Below are 21,313 nucleotides of genomic sequence, written 5' to 3' on the forward strand. Positions count from 1 at the left end.
TTTGCTCGCGCTTACACCAAGCCGCGATCACTCAATTCTTTCTTCACATACGCGTAGAACACCGGTGCTGCGATCACGCCGGGAATCCCGAAGATCGATTCCATCACCAGCATTGCCGTCAACAATTCCCAGGTACGCGCATTGATATGCTGACCGATGATTTTCGCATTCAGGAAATACTCCAGCTTGTGTATCGTCATCAGGAATACCAACGAACCAAACGCCGTATGCAAAGAATGCGATAAACCGATAATCACCAATATCGTATTGGAAATCAGATTGCCGATTACCGGCAACAAGCCAACGAAGAAGGTCACCGCCACCATGGTTTTACGCAGTGGCAATTCAATACCTGCCAATGGCAACACGATGATCAGATAAATACCGGTCAGCACTGCATTGATAGCAGCAATCCGCACCTGCGCGAACACGATATTGCGGAAAGAATCATGCAAGATGACCATGCGCGCATGCAAAGCCTCAGCCAAAGGCTTATAGACGCGTGTCGTTGTCGTGTCATACAAGGCAGCCATCGCACCGATGATCATACCGATCAAAATATGTGCAAATATCCGGCCAGCCTCACTACCCATAGAGCGTGCTTCCAGTGCATGCGAACGCAGCCAACTTGTAATCATGGTTTGCAAGGCTGCCGCATCAACCGGGATATACGCGGCTATCCATAAAGGAATCTGACTACGCGAAGCTTCCAGTATGTCTGCCATTTTCTGCAACAACACCGAAATGCGACCAGCATCGCTACGGAAAAACGTAATCGCCCCCCAGATCGCCACTGCCAAACAAGTCACGATCAAAAAGCTCAACAAGGCAACGGCAACTACTTGCGCTCTCCGCCCAACCAGCTTCTTGCCTAATTTAGGCGCCAGCAATTGCACTAGTGAATACACCAGCAAGCCGGAGAACAAGGCTGCCAGCAAACCCTGATGCATCACCAACAGCAAGCTCGCTGCCGCCAATAGATACGAGGCAATCACAACGGGGCTGATTTTATTTTGATCGTTCATGATTGGAGCAGATGAGGTGAAAGAGATTACTTCAACGGAATCGGATTGCTGCGCGGCACGGGCACTGCCGTCACGCCATTCTTGGGACTACCGTCGATCAGCTTGTCTGAATACGTCAGATACACCAAGGTATTACGCACCGGATCAACCACGCGCACGATATGCAGACGCTTGAACAAGATCGATTGACGTTCGGAGAAGACATCTTCCTGCAGCGGCAATTTTCCCTTGAAGGTTAAGGTGTCGCCGACCTGACGGCAGGCGATTGATGCATCGGCCGTATCTTCCGCCAAACCTACCGTACCGCTCACACCACCAGTACGCGCCCGCGATACAAAGCAGGAAACGCCCACCACCTTGGGATCGTCATACGCCTCGATCACGATACGATCGTTCTTGCCTAACCAGCGAAATGCCGTGCTGACTTCACCTATCTGTTGTGCGTGTACCGGCATCGCCAACACCGTCGTAGCCGCCAACATGATTCCTGCAAGAATTTTCTGCATGGTCTTCTCCCGCTTAATCGTTTAACTCAAGATGAGTACATAAGGCGGCGCTTCAAGAGCACTCAACCGATTTGCAATACAGACAGATTACGCATATAGCCCGGAACTGACCAGTGGCAAACCCAAACAAATTGGGGACACACTGAATCAGCAGCACAAGAGCAAAAACCGGGACAGATGCAGCACAGCAGCCAACATGTAATAATTCCGCATCCTCAAAACTTCTACAGGAAGCAAACATGATTCTCGAACTCGTCGATATCCGCATCCCGCCAGGCCAGCAAACCGAATTTGACGCGGCTGTACAACGCGGCCTGGAACAAGTGATTTCCAAGGCAAAAGGCTACAAGTCACACGTCATCAACAAATGCATAGAAACGCCAGAACGCTACGTCGTGCAAATCTACTGGGAAACATTGGAAAACCATACCGTCGATTTCCGCGGTTCGGCGGCATTTCAGGATTGGCGCGCAATTGTCGGCCCATTCTTTGCCTCGCCACCAGTTGTTGAGCACTTCAACATTCTGTCCAAATCGGCGTAATACCCATATAAATCGGGACTACGAATACAAAAAAGCCGCGCTGCTGTCGCACTGACAGTAACGCGGCTTTTTTAATGCGCTGACCGTATTACACGGTCAAACTCACATCACGCTTTTTCTGGATGGTAGCTTTTGAAGTTCTCAGCGTAATCGCGGAAATTTTCTTGCAGCATTTTTTCGAACTCGCCACGGAAGTAGGCAATGGCAGGATTCAGTTCAGATTTGAACATGTCTGCCGATGGCGCATCGACTGAAGCGGTAAATGCATTGAAGCGTGCTGCCGCATACATCATCGCAGCGCAAACCTGGCCGCGATCTGCGCCTTTGCAGTTTTCATTCGCCAGGTGAACGAAGGTATCGGCGATATCCCAGAACTTGGCATTAGGGTCCGGTGCTTTACCGGTTGGACGGGTTACATCTTTTGCGTTGAAATTGTCGGTGCTCATGATTTAAAAAGTATGAAATAAGGGGTGGCTCAGATTGGAAATATTGCGCATGCGCCTAGTACAAAAATGGCATTTTTCAAGGCACTAGCCACGATAGCGATAGCCGCTGCGGTCTTGCGTGAGCAGCACTATATCTTAAAAAAGGAAAAGCGCTCTTGAGGTCAGACAAGACCTGGAAATCTGTAATCAATCCTCTTCGACTAGAAAAGCAACAAATTCGCCCTGCAACTTGCCTACTTCCCGACCCTCATATTCCAGCACCGACGTGACCGACATCCGTGCGCGTCCTTTGCGTATCAACATATTCATAAACCGCGGCCAGTCAGCCGTTTCTTCCAGATACGAGCGCGCCGTGAACGTACCATTGATAGGCAATACATACTGCATCGTATTGCTTTGTATGACGAGATTGCTATTAACGCCCTCATGTCTGAGTCGCGTGTATAACAAGGACCACGCTGCCAGTATCGCCACGGCCGAAGCGCTGCCGCCAAACACGGTTGCCTGATGATTGATGTTCGGTGCCAGTGGTGCGGCGAGTATCACTTCCTCCAACTGTGCACTGCGTACTTCAACGTGCATCGCTTGGGATAAAGGAATTTGCTCGTGCAGATATTGCTGAAGTACTTGTTGGTTCAAGGTCTATCCTTTTATCCGGCAGGTCGATTTTTCTCAATCAGGCTCTTCAGTAATGCAACCTGTTCTTTTTGAATATCCAGCAAAGTGCTCCACTGTCCTTCCCGCAGCATATCCAGCTTCTCATGCAAGAGCATGATTTCCAGTTCGGCCTTCAAATTCACTTCGTAATCGTGTTGTGCCGTAAGCCGATCTTTCTCAGCCTGCCGATTCTGCGACATCAAGATGATAGGCGCTTGTATTGCTGCGAGCATAGACAACACCAGATTCAACAAGATGTAAGGATAAGGATCGAAGGCTTTGTCGTGTCGCAGCAGAATATAGGAGTTCAGCAATACCCAGACAACCATCACCGCAGCAAACAAACCTATGAACGTCCACGAACCACCGAACGTAGCAACTGCATCTGCTGCGCGTTGTCCGCGACTCGTCACTGCCTCCGCATCCTTGGCAACATCCCTGGCAATGTGCGTACGCTCGACAACATGATGCGTGACTTTTTTGGCGCTCTCATCCAACTGATCGTAGGATTTTCCAAACAGTTTTCTAGCAGCGTCATCGTGCTTATGCATGGTCTACTCCTGCTTCAGGTTGAGTAATATGCAAAATATTCAATCAGCTTGTTTGTGCCGCCAACAACTCCAGATCTTTGGCCCGTGCTCGTCTCACTGCCGGCCGCGGAACAATGCGATCGATATACTCGCGTATAACCGGCGTTACCTCCAGCAGTTTGAACTTCGTAGTCCAGTTCAAGGCGATGCCCCACAATACATCTGCCGCCGTGAATTTGTCGCCCAATATATACGGGCCTTTGGCCAATTGATCGTTCACAGTTTTGATGACGGTAGCGTAATCACCATAAGGGCTCAGCCCCCTCGGTGCAGGATCGCTCTTCTGTGAGAAATCAATTAACGCAGGCTCAAAGCAGGAACCGTAAAACACCATCCAGCGCAAATACGGACCGCGCAAAGGATCACCGATGGCCGGTGCCAGACCCGCTTCTGGATACAGATCCGCCAAATACATATAAATCGCAGCCTGTTCGGTAATCAAGGCATCGCCATGCTGGATCGCCGGCACCTTGCCCATGGGATTGATCGCCACATAATCAGCCGCTAGCTGTTCTGCCGTTTTGATATTCAGAACATGCAAATCGTAATCAGCGCCCAGTTCTTCCAGCATGATCAATGTGCCAGTCGAACGCGTATTCGGTGAGTGGAATAAAGTAACGTGACGATCCGTACTCATGTCGAATACTCCTCTTTGTTTTAATTAAAAACGACTAGCGAGCTTACATCGTATGCGAGCGGCTCGCTTTTTACAGCTCCGGTTAGCTAGGCTCTTTTAATCTGGCGATTTGCCTGTCATGCAGTTTAGCCAGCAACACAACTGCCACTGTTGCTCCGATGAATGCCATGAACATATCGGATTGCGTATCCCACTGATCGCCTTGCGTGCCGAGAAATTCATCCGCGCCTTGCCCCATGATGAGTGCCGCCCACCATTCGATCAATTCATACCAGGCACTGATTGCCATCGCGACACATATCGAAAGAAAGGCCACCATTTTCTTGCCGGAGACAAATTCCCTGCGTACAAAAATTTCTTTCGCCACCAATGCTGGCACCAAGCCTTGCCAGAGATGACCGAGCTTGTCGTAGGGATTACGCGCGAGCGAAAACAGATCCTGTACCCAGAAACCAGCCGGAACATGCGCATAAGTGTAAGTACCACCGACGATCAAAATCAAGGCATGCAAAAAGATCAGGAAGTACAACAGATTCGTCAGCGGAAAGCGCTTGTATGTGACGGCAAGAAACGGTATGGCAATCAACACCGGCATGACTTCCATCAGCCAGGTCAAACGGTCATACGGTTTAATGAAGGAAACAATCAGCGCAAGTGCGATCAGAACAATTGCGAGTAGTAGCCAACGACGTTGGCTCGCGGGAGGGTTATACGTTTGCATGAAAGGGTATGGTTAATGAATTAGCATCAACCATACCCTTTTTTCTTGTTATTGCCGAGATGATCTAGAACGGCATTACCAATGCATGCGCACGGTCGCCACGACGGTACGTCCCTGACCGTAATAACACTGAATCAGCGCATTACAACCGGCAACATAAGTCTTGTCACCCAGGTTGTAACCATTGATCTGAAAACTGTACTTATCTATGTCATAGCGCAGGAAAGCATCGACCAAAGTGTAAGACGGCACGAAAAAGGTATTGGTTGTATCACCGGCAGTTTTACCTATTCGGCGTGCACCGCCACCTATCGTCAGCTCGCCGCGCATATCTTGTGGCAACGATAATTTATAGCTGGCGAACAGGGATTGCTGAGTTTTGGGTACGGTATACGGCAACTTGCCTACCTGAGTCGCGATCGCACTTTTCGTAACCTCAGGATCTTGTACGCTCAGCGCTGCAGTAACGTTCAGGCGTTTGGAGAAAGAAGCGACTCCTTCCAGTTCGACACCACGGACCTGCACTTCGTCGGTTTGATAAATAACGCCACTCACCCGATTCACCACATTCTGTTGCGTCGCTTCGAAAGCGGACAGCGTGACTGAGTAATTCTTATCTAACGGCGCATACTTGAGACCGACTTCTTTCAATGTGCCTGTGGTTGGCTTGAGCGGCGTTGTATTTGTTGTCAGTGTAGGAAGGAAAGATGTGGAATACAGCACATACGGTGCGAATCCTGAATCAAACAAATAAGACGCACCGACTTTGCCGGTCATTTTCTCTGGGTCCTGTCTGAAAGGTGTAACTACACCTGTAGCCAATCTAGTGTTGTCTGTATTCACGCGCACAAAGTCCTTGCGTGCAGAAGCCAATACATTCAACCTCCCCAACTTCACCTGGTCCTGGATATAAATGCCGGTCTGGTATTGCTTCTGCTCAGTCCGGTCCGTCAAGGGTGCCGGTACCAAGACTTGCGTATAGATCGGATTAAAGAGGTCTTGGTTTTGGCTCGGGCCAGTGTTACTACCCGTGTTATTCACCAGTTTTTGCCATTGCATATCCAAACCTGTCAGCAAGGTATGTTTGGCCGCTCCGGTATCGAATCTTGATTCTAGTTGCGTGTCGACGGCAAGTGCATCCAATTCCGGCTGCGCATTGTAGGTCGTGCGCGTAATCGTTCTTTCATCTGCCTCCAAACCTCTGGTATACAAATTGCGATAATCCGTCTTCAGCTTGGAATAACGCAGATTGTGGCGCAGCGTAAAGGTATCGTTGAAGGTATGCTCAAAGCGATAGCCTACATAACTGATTTCCTTTTTATAAACCGCATAGCGCGGATCGCCATCTGAAAAATCAGTTGGAATAGTCAAACCCAGGCTATTAGGAAGCACACTACCCTTGGCTGGAATAATGACGCCGGCCTGACCGATATCATCTTTCATGTAACCGGCAGAAACGATCAAGCTGGTGTTCGCATCCGGACGCCATGCAATGCTCGGATTGATGGAGATGCGATCATTCTTGCCAAACTTAAACGAGGTATCGCTATCGCGCACGATGCCGTTGATACGATACGTCAAACGCGGATCGTTATTGATAGGACCGGTCATATCGAAACCGACTTCCTTGCGATCGAAGCTGCCGACGCGTGCATAGATTTCACCGGAAGGTGTCGCCTGCGGTTCCTTGCTCACCATATTCACGATGCCGCCCACATTGCTTTGACCGAATAAGGCAGAACTAGGGCCGCGCAATACTTCCACTCGGTCTAATGAAAACGGTTCTATAAGAAAGCCGGCATAGCCACCGGTCTGGCTGGCGATTTGCGGCACGCGTAAACCATCCAGATACAAGTCTGAGTTAAAGCCACGTATCGTGAAGTAATCTGAGCGCGTATCTGCACCGTAACGCTGACCGTTCACGTTGGCGCTGTACAGCAAAGCTTCACTGACCGATTGCACTTGACGGTCTGCCATGTTTTCCTGAGTAATAACGGAAATCGACTGTGGCGTTTCTACCAGTGAAGTATTGGTTTTAGTCGCCGTTGCGCTACGACGTGCAACATAGCCTTTGACTGTGCCGATCTCCTCATTTATTGGCGCGACGTTAACTGCGGGCAGCGTCACTTCCATTGCGCCTGGCAGCTTGCGCAAGGTGTATTCGCCATTGCCACGGCTTGCAGCTTCCAGTCCGGTACCGGCAAGTAATACAGCAAAACCGGATGAGACGGTATAACTGCCTTTCAAGCCAGAACTATTCAAGTTCGCTGTGACCGCAGCATCGACCGACAACTGCACGCCAGTTTCGGCAGCAAAGCGTGACAAGACGCTGCTCAACTGACCGGCGGGAATATTGTAGTTGCGAGTAGCGTTGCTACGGCTTGCAGCGTCAGTCGTTTGCGCAATCGCCTGTGTCGCAGGCAAGAAGGCCAGCAAAGGGAGGGCGACGAACAGTGCGTGTATGGTTTGCACGAGCAGCTTGGGGCGCGGCAGTGCGTGTGCTTCTGCATGGCTGCTCAAGGCAGGACGGGAAGATGAAGACATGAAGACATCCTTTTTACGGTTCGATGAATTGAGACTGCTTTCAATCCGTAAGCCAATCGAACCAGACAAAAAGGGAACCACAATCAAAAATATTTTTTCAAAAACGAAATCAAATGAAGATCAGCGCGCTTCCGCCACCAGCCACCACGGCATGGTGCGTCGTATGCGTATGGGCAAGGTCGCTTCCAATGCGGCCAAAATACGATCAAGATCGTTGAGCGAATAAGCGCCGACCACACGCAGATCAGCGACTTCCGGTGCGCAGCCAAGATAGCCCCGACGATAACGCGATAGTTCTGCGATCAAGTCTTCCAATCGCATATTGTCGGCAACCAACATGTCCTTACTCCAAGCCTGTTGCGCAAACATGGCCGTGCTAACTGGCTCTATACCTTGCTCAGTAAATCGAACTTGCTCGTTGGCACGGATAATTTTCGCTTCCGTATCTTTGGCAGGACGCACTTCAACTGCACCTTCATATACAGAAAGAAGACTGGCATCGTCGAACTGACGCACACTGAAACGCGTACCTATCGCACGCATGCGACCTTGCACAGTATCAACAACAAAAGGGCGCGCTGGCGCACTTGTATCGCGCGCGGTTTCAATCAGTATTTCACCGACGTAGAGACGAATGCGACGCAAGTTGTCGTCATACTCTGCATCCATCGCACTCGCCGTGTTGAGCCAGATATTGCTGCCATCAGCCAATTGAATCTGGCGACGCTCACCTATCGCCGTGCGATAACTCGCAGTCCATGCCCGCCACGGTGTCGCCTGCGTCGCCAGCCAACCGGCACTGCCTACAGTACACAACAAGGTCAGCATCTTGACTGCACGACGGCGATTGCGCTGACGTTGTGCAGCAACATCAAGCGTCGTGCGTGTGTGTGGCTTGTCGGCATCCGGCAACTGTTCGAAGCGGCCGCTGATCGCTTCTACTCTTGCCCATGCAGCACGATGTGCACTATCGGCATTGCACCAGTCTTGCCATTGCTGCACATCGGTCGAACTGACAGCGGTCGAGCGTAATACTGCAAACCATTCTGCCGCTTGCTGCAATACCTGAAAATCCAGCTTGCCCGAACCGTGCACCTGTTCATCGAGAGGCTTGCCATTCTCCATCAACACCGAACTCACAAGTGTTCCTCGGCAAACTGCAGACAATGCAGCATCGCTTGCACCATATATTTTTTGACCATGCGTTCGGACACGCCTATGCGTTGTGCGATGTCACCATAAGTCAGACCGTCCAATTGCACCATCAAGAAAGCACTACGCGCTTTGGGATTGAGCTTATCAAGCATGGCGTCGATTTCACACAAGGTTTCCAGCAGCAGCGCACGCTCTTCCGGCGACTGCGCCAGACTCTCCGGCACCAGCAACAAGGTATCTAGATAAGCACGTTCGATCTCGAGTCGACGCCAATGATTGACGACCAAACCGTGCGCAATCGTGGCCAGATAGGCGCGCGGATCACGCAACATGGGACGGTCCAGCCGCGACAACAAACGTTCGAAGGTGTCATGCGTCAGATCGGCCGCATCAAAAGCGTTACCAAGTTTTCCGCGCAACCACCCAAGCAACCATCCATGATGATTGCTATACAGCGCATGCACTTCATGTTGCGGAACGGGGGCCGAGGCGGACAAAATGATCACATAGAAGAGAATAAGAATTATTCTCATTTTAAATTAACTACCCCGCGTCATGCAATCCCGGCGTGCCTAAGCGTGGTAATTGCGCCATGCCTGATAGTTAAGATCCTGTACCTTTCCAGCCAAGCCCGGCTATAATCCGCGGCGATGTGCTTGTACTTTTCGAATACGAAATCCGCAAGCAAACCCTTTTCCTCGTCAATGTCCTGCCATGAGAATGACAAGAGCCACGCATAGATTTGCTACCTGGATCGCCTGTTTTGCGATTCTGCTGGCATCGCTTGCGCCTTCGATTTCTCACGCGGTTGCTGCTGCCAAAGGTGCGCCAAATGCATGGGTAGAAATTTGTACCGTAGAAGGCAGCAAGATGATGAAGGTCGATGGCGACCAGAATCAACAAGCGCCTGCACCGGCTGAAAAGGCAACGCACTTCGAGCATTGCGCATTCTGTTTAACGCACGCTGGATCCTTCGGTTTGCCGCCTTCCGCTGACTTCGTCATGCCGGTTGTCAGTGGCGACCACGTACTTCCTCCTCTGTTTTATCAAGCATCGCGCCCGCTGTTCGCATGGGTCGTCGCACAACCTCGCGCTCCCCCGGCTTTTTCCTGATCGTTGCTGAGTACCGATAGCACGTGCGCCTGATGGCGTTCGTCTGTCGGTGTGTCTTCATATCGAAACAGGAGTTCACCATGTCAACTCGCCGTAAATTCGTCATCACACTCAATCTGATCGCGCTGCTCATTGCCGCACTGTTGTTCAGCATCGGCCGCGATCCATCACTCGCATCGCCATCGTCGCTCGGCCATGTGGTCGAAATGCAGCTAGTCCCGCTCCCTGTCTTGGTCGATTCACATCAAACCGGATGTGGTGCGTCATGTGTCGTCACGAGCCGTGCGGCGCTTGGCATAGCAAGTCATTCTGCCCAATAAGAATGCATGAACTTCTTTATCAGAATACCTAGGCGACTGACATGACATCGAGTCCTTATCGCCTTGTCCTTATGAGCTGGATTACATTGTTTGTGATCTTGTTTGGTTCGCTAGCACCCTCGATTTCGCATGCGCTGAATGCAAAAGGTGGGCAAGCTGCGTCGTGGGCGGAAATCTGCTCAGCCGATGGCGTGCGCTTTATTCAAACAGATAATCAATCATCTGATTCTTCTGCGCCGGACGAGCACGGTTTGCATATGAAAGATTGTCCATATTGTTTGAACCATGCCGGCGCGCTTGGTTTGCCGCCTTCCAGCAAATACGCGATACCGCGTGCCGCTAGCGAGTTGACGCTGCCATCGCTGTTTTACCAATCGCCTCAGCCACTTTTTATATGGACAGCGGCACAGTCGCGTGCACCACCCTTTCTTTCCTGACTAGCGCTTTACGCCCGTCGAACAAAAGCACGATGTTTCGATGATGAGTGAAGCACCCAATGCCGCAAGGCGTTACCTATATTTATTCAGGAAAGAAAGTAGACATGTCTTCACCAAGATTTTCACAACGAACAATATTATTTTCCGTCTCTGATCGCTACGCGCCTTCTCGCGTTATTAACATTAGCAATCATGACTACACCCGGATGTCACATTCTTTTAAACCTGCAAAGACAGCGCTTTTGCTAGCTGTGCTGTTTTCTACCGCGGCGATGCCTATGCGTCCAGTTCATGCACAATCGACGGCCGAAAAAACCCTTCCTGTTGTTGAGGTGGAAGCACCTATGGCAAACGGCATCATCAGTCTGGATACACCGACGACTACCGGTAGCCGTCTCGGTCTGACACCGCGCGAAACACCTGCGACAGTAACCGTGGTGGATAGAGCCACCATAGATGCACGCGGCGCAGAAGATACGCAGGAAATTCTCAAGGCAATTCCGGGTGTAAGCGCACACAATGCGCCCGGCAATATTACCGTTCGTTATCGCGGCTTCAGTGGCGGCTCGGTCAGTCAGTTGTACAACGGCATAGATTTGAACTACACGATCGCGAACCGGGCAGTCGATAGCTGGATCTATGATCGCGTCGAAGCCATCGGTGGGCCGTCTAGTTTCTTATACGGTGCAGGTGCCGTTGGTGGTTCGATCAATTACATTACCAAGATCGCTCAGCGTGACGATGTTTCCGAGGCGCGCCTGCGCGTAGGAACCGAGGGTTTGAAAGAGGCATCAATCGGATTGAATCGCCGCATAGCAGGCGATGATTCAGGGACGCCATCACATTACTTGCGTATCGATTTGAATGATCACCATTCGGATGGATGGTCGGATGGCACTAAAACACATTCCACCCAATTGGCAACTTCACTGCTGTCAGACTTCGGACGAGGCCTTACGCATACTCTGGCGTATGAATATCAGAATGATGCGGTTGATCGTCCTTATTGGGGCACGCCTTTGCTAAATCCAATTGCTGGTACCTTGCGGATAGATGACGGCACGCGCTTCAAAAACTACAACAGCGCCGATGGTATTTACAAACAACGTGTGCAATGGCTGCGTTCGATCACTGATTTGCAAGTCAATGATGCACTGCATTTCAAGAATACTTTTTACGCTTATGATGCTCAGCGCGATTACCGTAACGTTGAAAGTTACCGTTTTAATGCCGACAATACACAAGTCATACGCTCAGGTGCATTGCTACAACGGCATGATCAACGCGTAATCGGTAATCGAATTGATGGCACATATAAAGGTGAACTCGCAGGACTTCGCAGCGATTGGTCCTTTGGTTTGGATATGGCATTAAACAAACAGACTCGCTTTCCGAAAAGTTTGCCTGCATCATTTAGTACCGTTGATCCCTACAATTTTGTGACAGAGAATTTTTTTGATGTCCCAGGTATGACACCGGGTTTTGTGCCAAGCATGACAAACAAGGTTACAACCACCGCCTTGTATGTAGAAAATCGAACATCACTACTGCCAGCATTAAATCTCGTAACGGCATTGCGTCATGAACGTATCGATTTGAACTTGATCAATCGTGGTGCTGTAAACGCCAGTAATCCAGCGAGCTATGAGCGCAGTTACAACCCCACTACAGGTCGTGTTGGTCTGGTCTGGGACATCACACCAAACGCAATGACTTATATGCAGTACGCAACGGCAGCCGATCCACCGGCAGGCTCACTTGCAACAGCGTCTTTTGCAAATGCCATCACCAATACCGAACTCACAACAGGGCGTCAGTTAGAAATCGGCACCAAGCTGGATTTCTGGCAAGGAAAAGGAAGTGCGACGGCAGCCATCTACAGTATCGTCCGCAAGAACATCGCGACCCAAGATCCAAGCAATAGTGCGTTGACGATACTGGTGGGAGAACAAAGCGCCAAGGGTATTGATTTGTCAGTCGGCTTGCAAGCTACACGCCAGTGGGCAGTACGCGCTGACTTTACCTACGTCAATGCGCAATACGAAGATTTCAGGCAGGGCGGCGTTTCTCTGGCGGGTAAAACCCCAACCAACATACCAGCGACCGTAGCAAATCTGTGGACATCATATGCAATTACTCCGGCTCTACAAGCCAGTATGGGAATACGCCGTGTCGGCAAAGTCTATGCCGATGCTGCAAACACGATGGTTTGGCCAAGCTACACGCTGCTTGATCTCGGCCTGGGTTATCAGATCAATCGCAATGTCTCCTTGATAGGACGTATCCGTAATGCCACCGATAAAATCTACGCCGCCAACGTCAGTGCTACCTCCGCCTACCTCGGTGCACCACGTACGGCAGACGTGACGCTGCGTATCACTTTTTAATCGGAGAAATTGATGCGGATCCGCTTGAAACGTTACTTGTTTCTTGTACATAGGTGGCTAGGTATTGTCGCTTGCGTTTTCTTTGCGATGTGGTTTATCTCGGGCGTAGTGATGATGTATGTCGGTTATCCCAAACTCACGGAACGGGAACGTCTGCAACACTTGCCACCTATTGATGCACAGCTCAATTTGCTTTCTCCCAAGCAGGCACTTGATGCTGCCGGTATCACGGGCCCCCTATCTGAATTGCGATTGGCTAATGCGAGTGCGGGTAAGCCGGTTTATCTGGTTGTCCCCAAAAACAAAAATCCGGATGCACCAGGAAGCAAGAAGCCCGCTCACGTAAGTAGTACGGTAGTCATCGATGCGCAAAGCGGCGAGCGCTTGCGCAATGTAGATGTTCAACATGCACTTGCCAGCGCTGCCGCTTATGCAGGCAAGGACGCCACCGTCAGCTACCTTGATAACGTGGATGAAGATGCATTTACTCACTCACGCGCACTTGATGCGCATAGACCGCTGTATCGAATAGAAATCAATGATCAGGATGCGACGCTGGTTTATGTTTCGGGCAAAACGGGAGAGGTCGTAAGAGATGCAACCCGCAACGAGCGTCTCTGGAACTATGCAGGCGCATGGATACACTGGCTCTATCCGTTTCGCGGCAATTTTTTTAACGCCTATTGGACGGATATCGTTATTTACTTATCCATCCTCGGCATCGTAGCCGCGATCACCGGAACGATTGTCGGCATCACGCGTTGGCGATTTTCCAGGCCGTATCGCAATGGCTCGCGTTCGCCCTATCAAAATGGAATCATGAAGTGGCATCACATCGCAGGCTTGCTCTTTGCGCTGATCACGATCACTTGGATTTTCAGCGGTCTGATGTCCATGAATCCCTGGCGTATCTTTGACAGTGGCGCGCAACCCTTGCGCACAGAATTGATGCAAGGCGGACCGCTGACGATTTCAGCGCAAGATGCAGCACCGAAAAACTTGCTAACCGCTATTGATCACCCTGTTCGTGAATTGCGCTGGACGCATAACCTTGCTCTATCCACCGTACTAGCCTATGGCGCAGTAGGCGCACCTTCACTACTGGATAGTCACAGCGCAACAGCGCGAACAATTGATCAGGATGCATTGCTAGCCAGTGCACGACAGCTATTGGCAGCACCGGTGGCAAGTGTTGAGCAACTTAATCAATACGATCTGTATTACTACGCACGTGAACCTCACACGATGGGAGGTGGCAGCGAAAAACCTTTACCTATACTCCGTGTGATTTTTGATGATCCGCACGCTACTTGGGTACACATTGATCCGCATACAGGCTTAGTCTTGGGCAAAATCGACAACCATAAACGCACAAGTCGCTGGCTCTTTGCGATGCTGCATAGCTGGGATTGGCTACCACTACTGGGCCGACGTCCGCTATGGGACATTCTGCTGATCATATTGAGTGTGGGAGGCGCGACACTCAGCATTACCGGTGTAATTATTGGATGGCGCAGATTAGGGAAAAAACTCAGAGCAGTTTAAAACTCGACTTAAATACACCTAAGTAAACCGCGCACTCCACAGTCACGATATCTATTGAATAGAATTGTGTAGCGATACTTGATGATTAGAAATAAGCGAATGTTACTATTCTGAAACTGCATATAAATATGCATCGCAGTAACAGAGGCGGAAAGCTTATGACGATAGTCACGGTATTCAACCAGAAGGGCGGTGTGGGTAAAACCACCACTGCATTGAATCTGGCTGCTGCGTTGGCGCGGCGCGGTTGTCGTCCCTACGGTATTGATCTCGATCCACAAGCACACTTGAGCGCCATTGCCGGCATCACGGCAAACTCCGGCGACGACACCATTCTCAGTCTGTTTCAACGTAATCGCCCACTGCAAGAATTAGTGCAAACGTCCGCCACCAGCGGCCTCGGCCTGATTCCCGCGCACATGGAATTATCCAAAGTCGATACGCTGTTCGGCAAAGGCTACAACATCGTCAATATGCTCAACGCCACATTGCGCGCAGAAAAATTCCACGATGCAAATACACCGGTACTGATCGATTGCTGTCCACTGATAGGCGTGCTGTCGCTCAATGCCATCTTTGCCTGCGATAGTCTGATCGTGCCGGTATCTGCCGATCATCTGTCGGCAAAAGGCGCGATGCAAATTGAGAAAACGCTACGCGCGCTGGAGCCGGTCTTGAAGCGTCGCGTCAATCGGCGTTATTTGTTAACGCGCTTCGACGGACGACGCGGCATGGCCTGGGAAGTATTGAAAGTGCTGGAAGAGAAGTTCGGTGCCGATGTCTGTCGCACGCGCATTGCAGAGAACGTCAGCCTCGCTGAGAGTCCTGCGCACAACAAAACCATTTTTGAGCACGCACCAAACAGCCGTGGTGCACAGGATTACGAAACCTTGCTCGATGAACTACTAGCCGACGGCTTTATCCAGCAGCCAGACTCAACGCGAGATGAGCGTCAAGATATCGTCAACTGATTGCGCAATGCCCGGTCGCTGAACAGCGCCTTTGATATCGCAACGCAGAACTTCGCAATGTCGATACATTTGTCGCAGCTTGCGTTCTGCATCACCACGATCCATACCGCCGATGACTATGCTTTCAAGCTTTTGGCCTTCGCGCGTCTTCACTGAAAAATCGTATTTCAACATGACCACCTCCTACACTTCGCACAAATGGAGCAGTTCGCGTATGTCACCAATCTGGCGCAACGAATTGGCAGATTAACACGCAGTCAAGCATTTGGTTGCCGAAACGTAACCTACAGCAACAGAAATGTCCCTATTTTGTGCAAAAAAGCGACTATCTACGCGCAAAACTCTAACTTTTAGCCAACTGCCATCCCAGTTATCAAAAAAACCTTACTAAGCAGCAATCCATAGCAAATATCACGCCATCCTGTTTTAAAAAGATCAGCTATGCTGATGACGCAACCTTTGTCGCTATGTAAGGTCGCACAAGACCCCCACTCATTTTTCCAAGGACTTGTCATGCGCATAGATATTTACCGGAGAGCAGAACACGCAGGCCACTTTTCATACCTCGCAGTGCCGGAAGGCCGATTACTTCCAGAAGAAGTCGTCAACACCGATTGGGAACCGACAGATCGCAGCGTCGATCTCGCAGACAATGCCACGCATCTGGCAGACTTTGCGATTGATAATCCATTCGGACAAATCAATGCAAAGGGATATGCCATCACCAGCGTCAAAGCACTGCCGAGTAAACCACCTCGCCCTTCATAAAATATCTAATTAAAACCGCAGCAGATGTCACAGCCCACAACGCGCCCCGCATCCACTCGCGCCGGATAGCACCATACGATGGTGTTTGCACTATGTGCACTACGCTGTACACCACATCTGCAGCAATTCAATTAATCCGCTCGGCACCCGCCGGGCGGTTTTTATATCTACAGGCCAGCATGCACACACCATCATCCTCGCTGCACCGTTCTGCAACACGCGCACCCTGGTCGCAAGTCATCTGCATACTGGGAACGATGATGTACATGACATCGCTCAGCGCGTTTGCACAATCAACAAACAAGATACGTACCGAAGTCATCGCGCAAGGTCTGGATCATCCGTGGGCTGTTGCCTTCATCGACAACAATCGCATGCTCGTGACCGAACGCTCCGGAAATATGCGCATCGTGCAAGCAGGCGCGCCACTCTCGGCACCATTATCTGGTTTGCCGAAGATAGAAGTCGGTGGTCAGGGCGGCTTGCTCGATGTCATTACAGACAGCCGCTTTGCCGATAATCGCACCATTTATTTTTGCTACAGCGAAGAGGCGAATAGCCGCACCGGTGGTAGCGGCAACTCCACCGCGCTTGCATCAGCACGACTGTCGAATGATTTAAAGAAATTGGAGCAAGTCAAAGTCCTCTTCAGCCAGCAACCCAAATTCGCCAGCCGCGCCCACTTCGGTTGTCGCATCGTCGAGAACAGCGATGGCACTTTATTCCTCACGCTAGGCGATCGCTTCAGCCGTATGCAAGATGCACAAACGCTGGACAATCATCACGGCAAAGTCATACGCATCCGCAAGGATGGTTCAGTGCCGCCGGATAATCCATACGTCGGCACAGCCGGCGCACTACCAGAAATCTGGAGCATAGGCCATCGCAACTCACAAGGCGCGACGCTGGGACCAGATGGCAAATTATGGATGCATGAACACGGCCCACAAGGCGGTGACGAAATCAATCGCCCGCAAGCTGGCAAGAACTACGGCTGGCCCGTCATCACTTACGGTGAAAATTACGGCGGCGGCAAAATCGGCGCAGGGCTGACAGCCCAAGCAGGCATGGAGCAACCGCTCTACCAATGGACGCCATCGATAGCGCCATCCGGTATGGCTTTTCTGCAGAGCGACAAATACGGTAAAGCGTGGCAAGGCAATCTGTTTGTAGGCTCGCTCAAGTTCCGCTATCTGGCACGGCTGGAAATCAAGGATGGCAAAGTCGTGCAGGAAGAACGCCTGCTGCCGGATCTGGAACAACGCGTACGCGATGTACGTGTAGGACCGGATGGCTTGCTCTATATACTGACGGATGAAGCGCGCGGGCAATTGCTGCGTTTGGTGCCCGCGCGATAAATGGCAACGGTTAGGCCGTTTCGGAGATGACGTTGACGCTGCTGGTTGAGTTGGCAATATCCTGATCGAACTTGCCGTAGGTCTGTGCCAGTTGCGTCATAATTTTCATCACAGCATCCATGCTGGTTTTCTTGTCAGTTTCGCTGCTGGCAGTTTTAGAAGCTTCACTCAATTGATAAGCAACCAATTCCTGCAAACTGACGGTGCCGTCCTGATTGGTGTCGGCTGCTTCGTAGGTTTTCGTGGTGCTGCTTTCTGCTGAACCACCGCCACCTCCGCCGGCTGGTCGTGCACCCGCCGCTTGTTCAGTTGCGCCGCTGCCGCTGGCGGCACTTGCACTTGCCGCGCCTTCTGGCCCACCCAATTGATCGATACCGGCGGCCAGTTCTTCCTTGGTGATTTTGTTGTCGCCATCGGTATCCAGCGCTTTGAAGATTTCTTCCACTTTAGCCGTATTGGCTTCGGTATCGGTCGAGTTTTTATCGAAAGCCGCTTGCAGCGATTCCTTGTCAAGATAGCCTTGATTCTTGGTATCCAGACTGGAGAAAATATCATCTATCGATGGCGGTGCTGGTGGCGGCTCACCAGCGCCAGCGCGTGCAACGCGCGAGCTATCGAATTGCGCATCCAGCTGATCCGCCAATTGCTTGACGCCATCCGTCAGTTCCTGCTTGGTGATCTTGCCGTCGCTGTCCGTGTCTATCTTGCTGAGGAATTGATCGACATCGGTAGAAGTTGAGCTGCCGTCTGCCGAAACTTGCTCCAGCGCGGACTGTAATGCAGCCTTGTCGATATAACCCTGATTCTTGGTATCGACCTTGGCGAACAAATCGTTCGCTATCTTGGTCGCGTCCGGACGCTGTACGGTCCATGATGTACTGCTGCTCACTCCGCCGATTGCCATGTTTTTTCTCCCATTGATTGACGCCGGCAGAGACCCTATCTCTATGCAGGCGATCTCAGGATGTCAGTGCAATGTATCCACGGCATGTGTACTTTGTATCGAGATTGATACATTCGGCAAATTTGCAACAGCTAGCGTGTGATGGCGATGCTGGCAATCAAGCCGCCTTCCGGCGCATTGCGCAAGGTGAGGCGACCATCACACTGGATTGCGGCTTCACGTGCGATGGAAAGTCCCAAACCCACGCCGCCATAGGCCTTGTTGCGAGAAGGATCAAGCCGCACGAAAGGTTCGAATACTGCTGCCATCTTGTCCGGCGGAATCCCGGGACCGCGATCTTGTACTTCTATCACCAGCGTATCTTGCGTATCACGCAGCGTGATTACCGCTTCCTGTCCGTAGCGCAAAGCGTTTTCCACCAAATTGCTGAGACAGCGACGCAAGGCTATCGGTCGAGTGAACAAAGGCTCTGCCGTACCCGACATGCTGACCTTGTCACCGGCATCTTCGGCGATCACTTCAATCAGCGACTGTACATCGAGCAATTGCAAAGGCTCAGTCGATACACGTTCACGCAAATAATCCAGCGTCGCATCCAGCATATCGGCCATCTCGCCGATGTCATCGCGCAGCTTTTGTTTGGCGTAATTCTCGGACAGATTCTCGATGCGCAACTTCATGCGCGTAAGTGGCGTACGCAAATCATGCGACACGGCGGCGACAAAACGTTCGCGCTCTTCAATTTGCCCACGCACCTTGTGTTGCATGTCATTGAACACACGTGCCGTCTGGCGCGCTTCATCCGGCCCCTGTTCTTTCATCGGTACGCTGTATAGATTTTTCGCCAGCTGTGCCGATGCATGCGCGACTTGCTGCATGGGTCGCGCCAGGAAGCGCGCACCAAACCAGGCTGTCGCCGTCAGCGTAATGAACTGGACAATCAAGCCTATCCACAAACCCGGCGGCAGCGGTCGGAAGGTGTAACCGCCGATTTCCCACATGGGAGGTGGAGGGCGACGCATAAATGCATCCGGTTCTGCCATTTGTCCGGCCTGCGCCCGCATATGCGGTGGCCGTGGTGGAAAATCGCGATCAAAGAATTGGAAAAGCAAGACGAATGTCATGACGTGGCTGACCACCAGTGCCATCACCACCAACGCAAACAGACGCGCGAAAATGGTGTTTGGAATCAACTTCATCGCACGACCTTGGCATCGAACATATAGCCTTCACCTCGTATCGTCTTGAGGAATTTAGGGTCTTTCGGATCTTCTTCCAGCTTTTGACGCAGGCGCGAAACGAGCAAATCAATACTGCGGTCGAATGCCGTCGCGTTCTGACCACGCGCTGCATCCATCAATTGATCGCGACTCAAGACGCGGTAGGGCCGTTCGATAAAGACAGACAACAGACGGAATTCTGCATTGGATAAAGGCACGACCATGCGCTGCGGCGTGACAAGCTGACGTGCCAGACGATTGATCGTCCAACCTTCAAAATGCCATAACTCGGCATTTTCATCTGCAATTTGTCCACGCTTTTTGCCATCCTTGGTACGACGCAGAATCGTGTGTATGCGCGCAACCAGTTCACGCGGGTCAAAAGGCTTCATCACATAATCGTCAGCGCCCAGCTCCAATCCGACCACACGATCAGTCGATTCACCGCGCGCCGTCAGGATGATGATGGGAATATCAGTCGTCGTACGTAACTGCCGACAGAGTGACAAACCATCCTCGCCCGGCAACATCAGATCCAGAATGATGGCATCAAAATGCGTCGTCGCCATCGCCTCGCGCATCGCCTCACCATCCGCAACGCCATGCGCCCGGATGGAAAAGTCGGCCAGATAGTTTGCCAGCAAATGACGAATTTCTTCATCGTCATCGACGATCAGGACACTCGTTGACTCCGTCTTTGCATCACTCTTTATGTCGCTTTTTACATCACTCATTATTGCGTTCCATCTTCCGTTATGCCGACATCTTGCCGCGCATCAATTGAGCAGATAATCTCACAAGGCCATGCGGCTTGCCAGTTTGCTTGCGCCGATATCGTCGCAAATGAGTGCAGATGCAACACTGGATTAAAACTGTCTCGGTCGCCTTACTCCCTTACAATAGCGGCTCTACAAATGGAGTCTCTATGTTTTCAGGAAAATCGCTCGACGAACTGTTGGCGCAAAAGAAGGTTCGGCTGACACTCACCGTGCTCTGCAGCTACTTTGCCGTGATGGGTGCATATCAATTAGTTACCGGCGCGAATGAAGTCGACTGGCTGCGCGGCGGCGGCAATCTGCTGGTGTGGGGCGGCTTTGCTGTATCCAACGCCATGAAGGCCTACGGTCGCACACAACCAGGTATCAATATTCCTATCAATATCGGTGTGGTACTGGTCGTGGCGAGCTGGATCGTCAGAATGTAAGCAAGAGGTCATCATGCAATTCAGACACTACAAAGGCGGCATCTACAATTTTGTTTGCGCCGCCAAGCTTGAATCCGATCCCAGCATCGTGATGATTGTGTATACCGCCGCGGACGGTTCATTCTGGACACGGCCGGAAAGCGTGTTCTTTGAAAAGTTTGAGCATCAGGGGCAAACCGTACAACGCTTTGTGCCTATAGAAGAATCTGCTAGCTGAAACAGCGCATGCGTGATTGCATGCGCTGCGCGTTACAATCACCGCA

At 51.2% G+C, this 21,313-nt stretch carries 25 protein-coding genes; 11 read left to right on the forward strand and 14 right to left on the reverse strand.

What is annotated here, in order from left to right; genetic code table 11:
* Positions 1-11 precede the first annotated feature (11 nt).
* Both AC07N2_RS03470 and AC07N2_RS03475 read right to left on the reverse strand, forming a co-directional pair.
* Positions 12-1,025: an AI-2E family transporter gene (locus AC07N2_RS03470; RefSeq protein ID WP_494777023.1), complete on the reverse strand. Its 1,014-nt coding sequence runs from the start codon at positions 1,023-1,025 to the stop codon at positions 12-14.
* Positions 1,026-1,051: 26 nt separating this feature from the next.
* The gene (locus AC07N2_RS03475; RefSeq protein WP_494777024.1) at positions 1,052-1,531 is read right to left on the reverse strand and encodes a CreA family protein; all 480 of its coding nucleotides are present in this window, start codon (positions 1,529-1,531) and stop codon (positions 1,052-1,054) included.
* A 239-nt stretch (positions 1,532-1,770) separates the two neighbouring features.
* Here AC07N2_RS03475 and AC07N2_RS03480 point away from each other — a divergent pair, with 239 nt between their 5' ends.
* A complete protein-coding gene (locus AC07N2_RS03480) occupies positions 1,771-2,073 on the forward strand; it encodes an antibiotic biosynthesis monooxygenase family protein (protein ID WP_494777025.1) in 303 nt (100 codons plus the stop codon).
* 107 nt (positions 2,074-2,180) lie between these two features.
* Here AC07N2_RS03480 and AC07N2_RS03485 read toward each other — a convergent pair whose 3' ends face one another.
* From AC07N2_RS03485 to AC07N2_RS03520, 8 genes are all read right to left on the reverse strand, one after another.
* The gene (locus AC07N2_RS03485) at positions 2,181-2,519 is read right to left on the reverse strand and encodes a DUF3144 domain-containing protein (RefSeq protein ID WP_083664448.1); all 339 of its coding nucleotides are present in this window, start codon (positions 2,517-2,519) and stop codon (positions 2,181-2,183) included.
* A gap of 186 nt (positions 2,520-2,705) precedes the next feature.
* Entirely contained in the window at positions 2,706-3,158 is a 453-nt protein-coding gene (locus tag AC07N2_RS03490) for a YiiD C-terminal domain-containing protein (protein ID WP_494777026.1), read from the reverse strand.
* Positions 3,159-3,169: 11 nt separating this feature from the next.
* Positions 3,170-3,727 carry a DUF1003 domain-containing protein gene (locus tag AC07N2_RS03495; protein ID WP_494777027.1) on the reverse strand — a complete coding sequence of 186 codons (558 nt, stop codon included), beginning with the start codon at positions 3,725-3,727 and terminating at the stop codon, positions 3,170-3,172.
* A gap of 43 nt (positions 3,728-3,770) precedes the next feature.
* Positions 3,771-4,403: a glutathione S-transferase family protein gene (locus tag AC07N2_RS03500; protein WP_494777028.1), complete on the reverse strand. Its 633-nt coding sequence runs from the start codon at positions 4,401-4,403 to the stop codon at positions 3,771-3,773.
* A gap of 82 nt (positions 4,404-4,485) precedes the next feature.
* Positions 4,486-5,124 carry a DUF2238 domain-containing protein gene (locus AC07N2_RS03505; protein WP_494777030.1) on the reverse strand — a complete coding sequence of 213 codons (639 nt, stop codon included), beginning with the start codon at positions 5,122-5,124 and terminating at the stop codon, positions 4,486-4,488.
* Positions 5,125-5,199: 75 nt separating this feature from the next.
* Positions 5,200-7,668 carry a TonB-dependent siderophore receptor gene (locus AC07N2_RS03510; RefSeq protein ID WP_494777031.1) on the reverse strand — a complete coding sequence of 823 codons (2,469 nt, stop codon included), beginning with the start codon at positions 7,666-7,668 and terminating at the stop codon, positions 5,200-5,202.
* 120 nt (positions 7,669-7,788) lie between these two features.
* Entirely contained in the window at positions 7,789-8,808 is a 1,020-nt protein-coding gene (locus tag AC07N2_RS03515) for a FecR domain-containing protein (protein WP_494777032.1), read from the reverse strand.
* Positions 8,805-9,356: a sigma-70 family RNA polymerase sigma factor gene (locus tag AC07N2_RS03520; RefSeq protein ID WP_494777033.1), complete on the reverse strand. Its 552-nt coding sequence runs from the start codon at positions 9,354-9,356 to the stop codon at positions 8,805-8,807. The genes AC07N2_RS03515 and AC07N2_RS03520 overlap by 4 nt, the downstream gene beginning before the upstream one ends.
* A gap of 181 nt (positions 9,357-9,537) precedes the next feature.
* Between AC07N2_RS03520 and AC07N2_RS03525 the strand changes: the two genes are divergently transcribed.
* The 6 genes from AC07N2_RS03525 to AC07N2_RS03550 all read left to right on the forward strand — a co-directional run bounded on the left by AC07N2_RS03525 (position 9,538) and on the right by AC07N2_RS03550 (position 15,596).
* Positions 9,538-9,936 carry a DUF2946 domain-containing protein gene (locus AC07N2_RS03525; protein WP_494777034.1) on the forward strand — a complete coding sequence of 133 codons (399 nt, stop codon included), beginning with the start codon at positions 9,538-9,540 and terminating at the stop codon, positions 9,934-9,936.
* A gap of 80 nt (positions 9,937-10,016) precedes the next feature.
* The gene (locus AC07N2_RS03530; RefSeq protein WP_494777035.1) at positions 10,017-10,256 is read left to right on the forward strand and encodes a hypothetical protein; all 240 of its coding nucleotides are present in this window, start codon (positions 10,017-10,019) and stop codon (positions 10,254-10,256) included.
* Between the two features lie 41 nt (positions 10,257-10,297).
* Positions 10,298-10,693, forward strand: a complete 396-nt coding sequence (locus AC07N2_RS03535; RefSeq protein WP_494777036.1) for a DUF2946 domain-containing protein — start codon at positions 10,298-10,300, stop codon at positions 10,691-10,693.
* A 206-nt stretch (positions 10,694-10,899) separates the two neighbouring features.
* Positions 10,900-13,080: a TonB-dependent receptor gene (locus AC07N2_RS03540; protein ID WP_494777037.1), complete on the forward strand. Its 2,181-nt coding sequence runs from the start codon at positions 10,900-10,902 to the stop codon at positions 13,078-13,080.
* Between the two features lie 12 nt (positions 13,081-13,092).
* Entirely contained in the window at positions 13,093-14,625 is a 1,533-nt protein-coding gene (locus AC07N2_RS03545) for a PepSY domain-containing protein (protein ID WP_494777038.1), read from the forward strand.
* Positions 14,626-14,783: 158 nt separating this feature from the next.
* Positions 14,784-15,596, forward strand: a complete 813-nt coding sequence (locus tag AC07N2_RS03550; protein WP_494777039.1) for a ParA family protein — start codon at positions 14,784-14,786, stop codon at positions 15,594-15,596.
* Here AC07N2_RS03550 and AC07N2_RS03555 read toward each other — a convergent pair.
* The gene (locus tag AC07N2_RS03555; protein ID WP_076592701.1) at positions 15,561-15,770 is read right to left on the reverse strand and encodes a hypothetical protein; all 210 of its coding nucleotides are present in this window, start codon (positions 15,768-15,770) and stop codon (positions 15,561-15,563) included. The two genes, AC07N2_RS03550 and AC07N2_RS03555, sit on opposite strands and share 36 nt — an antisense overlap.
* A gap of 339 nt (positions 15,771-16,109) precedes the next feature.
* Between AC07N2_RS03555 and AC07N2_RS03560 the strand changes: the two genes are divergently transcribed.
* On the forward strand, positions 16,110-16,364 hold the full coding sequence (locus AC07N2_RS03560) for a DUF6139 family protein (protein WP_076592702.1): 255 nt from the start codon (positions 16,110-16,112) through the stop codon (positions 16,362-16,364).
* Between the two features lie 257 nt (positions 16,365-16,621).
* Positions 16,622-17,722 (forward strand): PQQ-dependent sugar dehydrogenase, encoded by a 1,101-nt coding sequence (locus tag AC07N2_RS03565; RefSeq protein WP_494778104.1) that lies wholly within the window; start codon positions 16,622-16,624, stop codon positions 17,720-17,722.
* Between the two features lie 10 nt (positions 17,723-17,732).
* Here the strand turns inward: AC07N2_RS03565 and AC07N2_RS03570 are convergent, their stop codons facing one another.
* From AC07N2_RS03570 to AC07N2_RS03580, 3 genes are all read right to left on the reverse strand, one after another.
* Complete coding sequence (locus AC07N2_RS03570; protein WP_494777040.1) at positions 17,733-18,626, reverse strand: EF-hand domain-containing protein; 894 nt, start codon at positions 18,624-18,626, stop codon at positions 17,733-17,735.
* Positions 18,627-18,757: 131 nt separating this feature from the next.
* The gene (locus AC07N2_RS03575) at positions 18,758-19,825 is read right to left on the reverse strand and encodes an ATP-binding protein (RefSeq protein WP_494777041.1); all 1,068 of its coding nucleotides are present in this window, start codon (positions 19,823-19,825) and stop codon (positions 18,758-18,760) included.
* Entirely contained in the window at positions 19,822-20,580 is a 759-nt protein-coding gene (locus AC07N2_RS03580; protein ID WP_494777042.1) for a response regulator, read from the reverse strand. Before AC07N2_RS03580 ends, AC07N2_RS03575 begins: the two co-directional genes overlap by 4 nt.
* A gap of 191 nt (positions 20,581-20,771) precedes the next feature.
* Here AC07N2_RS03580 and AC07N2_RS03585 point away from each other — a divergent pair, with 191 nt between their 5' ends.
* Complete coding sequence (locus AC07N2_RS03585; RefSeq protein WP_494777043.1) at positions 20,772-21,050, forward strand: hypothetical protein; 279 nt, start codon at positions 20,772-20,774, stop codon at positions 21,048-21,050.
* A gap of 13 nt (positions 21,051-21,063) precedes the next feature.
* Positions 21,064-21,267 (forward strand): DUF1653 domain-containing protein, encoded by a 204-nt coding sequence (locus AC07N2_RS03590; RefSeq protein ID WP_494777044.1) that lies wholly within the window; start codon positions 21,064-21,066, stop codon positions 21,265-21,267.
* Positions 21,268-21,313 lie beyond the last annotated feature (46 nt).

Source organism: Herminiimonas sp. GW821-FHT09C12 (assembly GCF_059416385.1).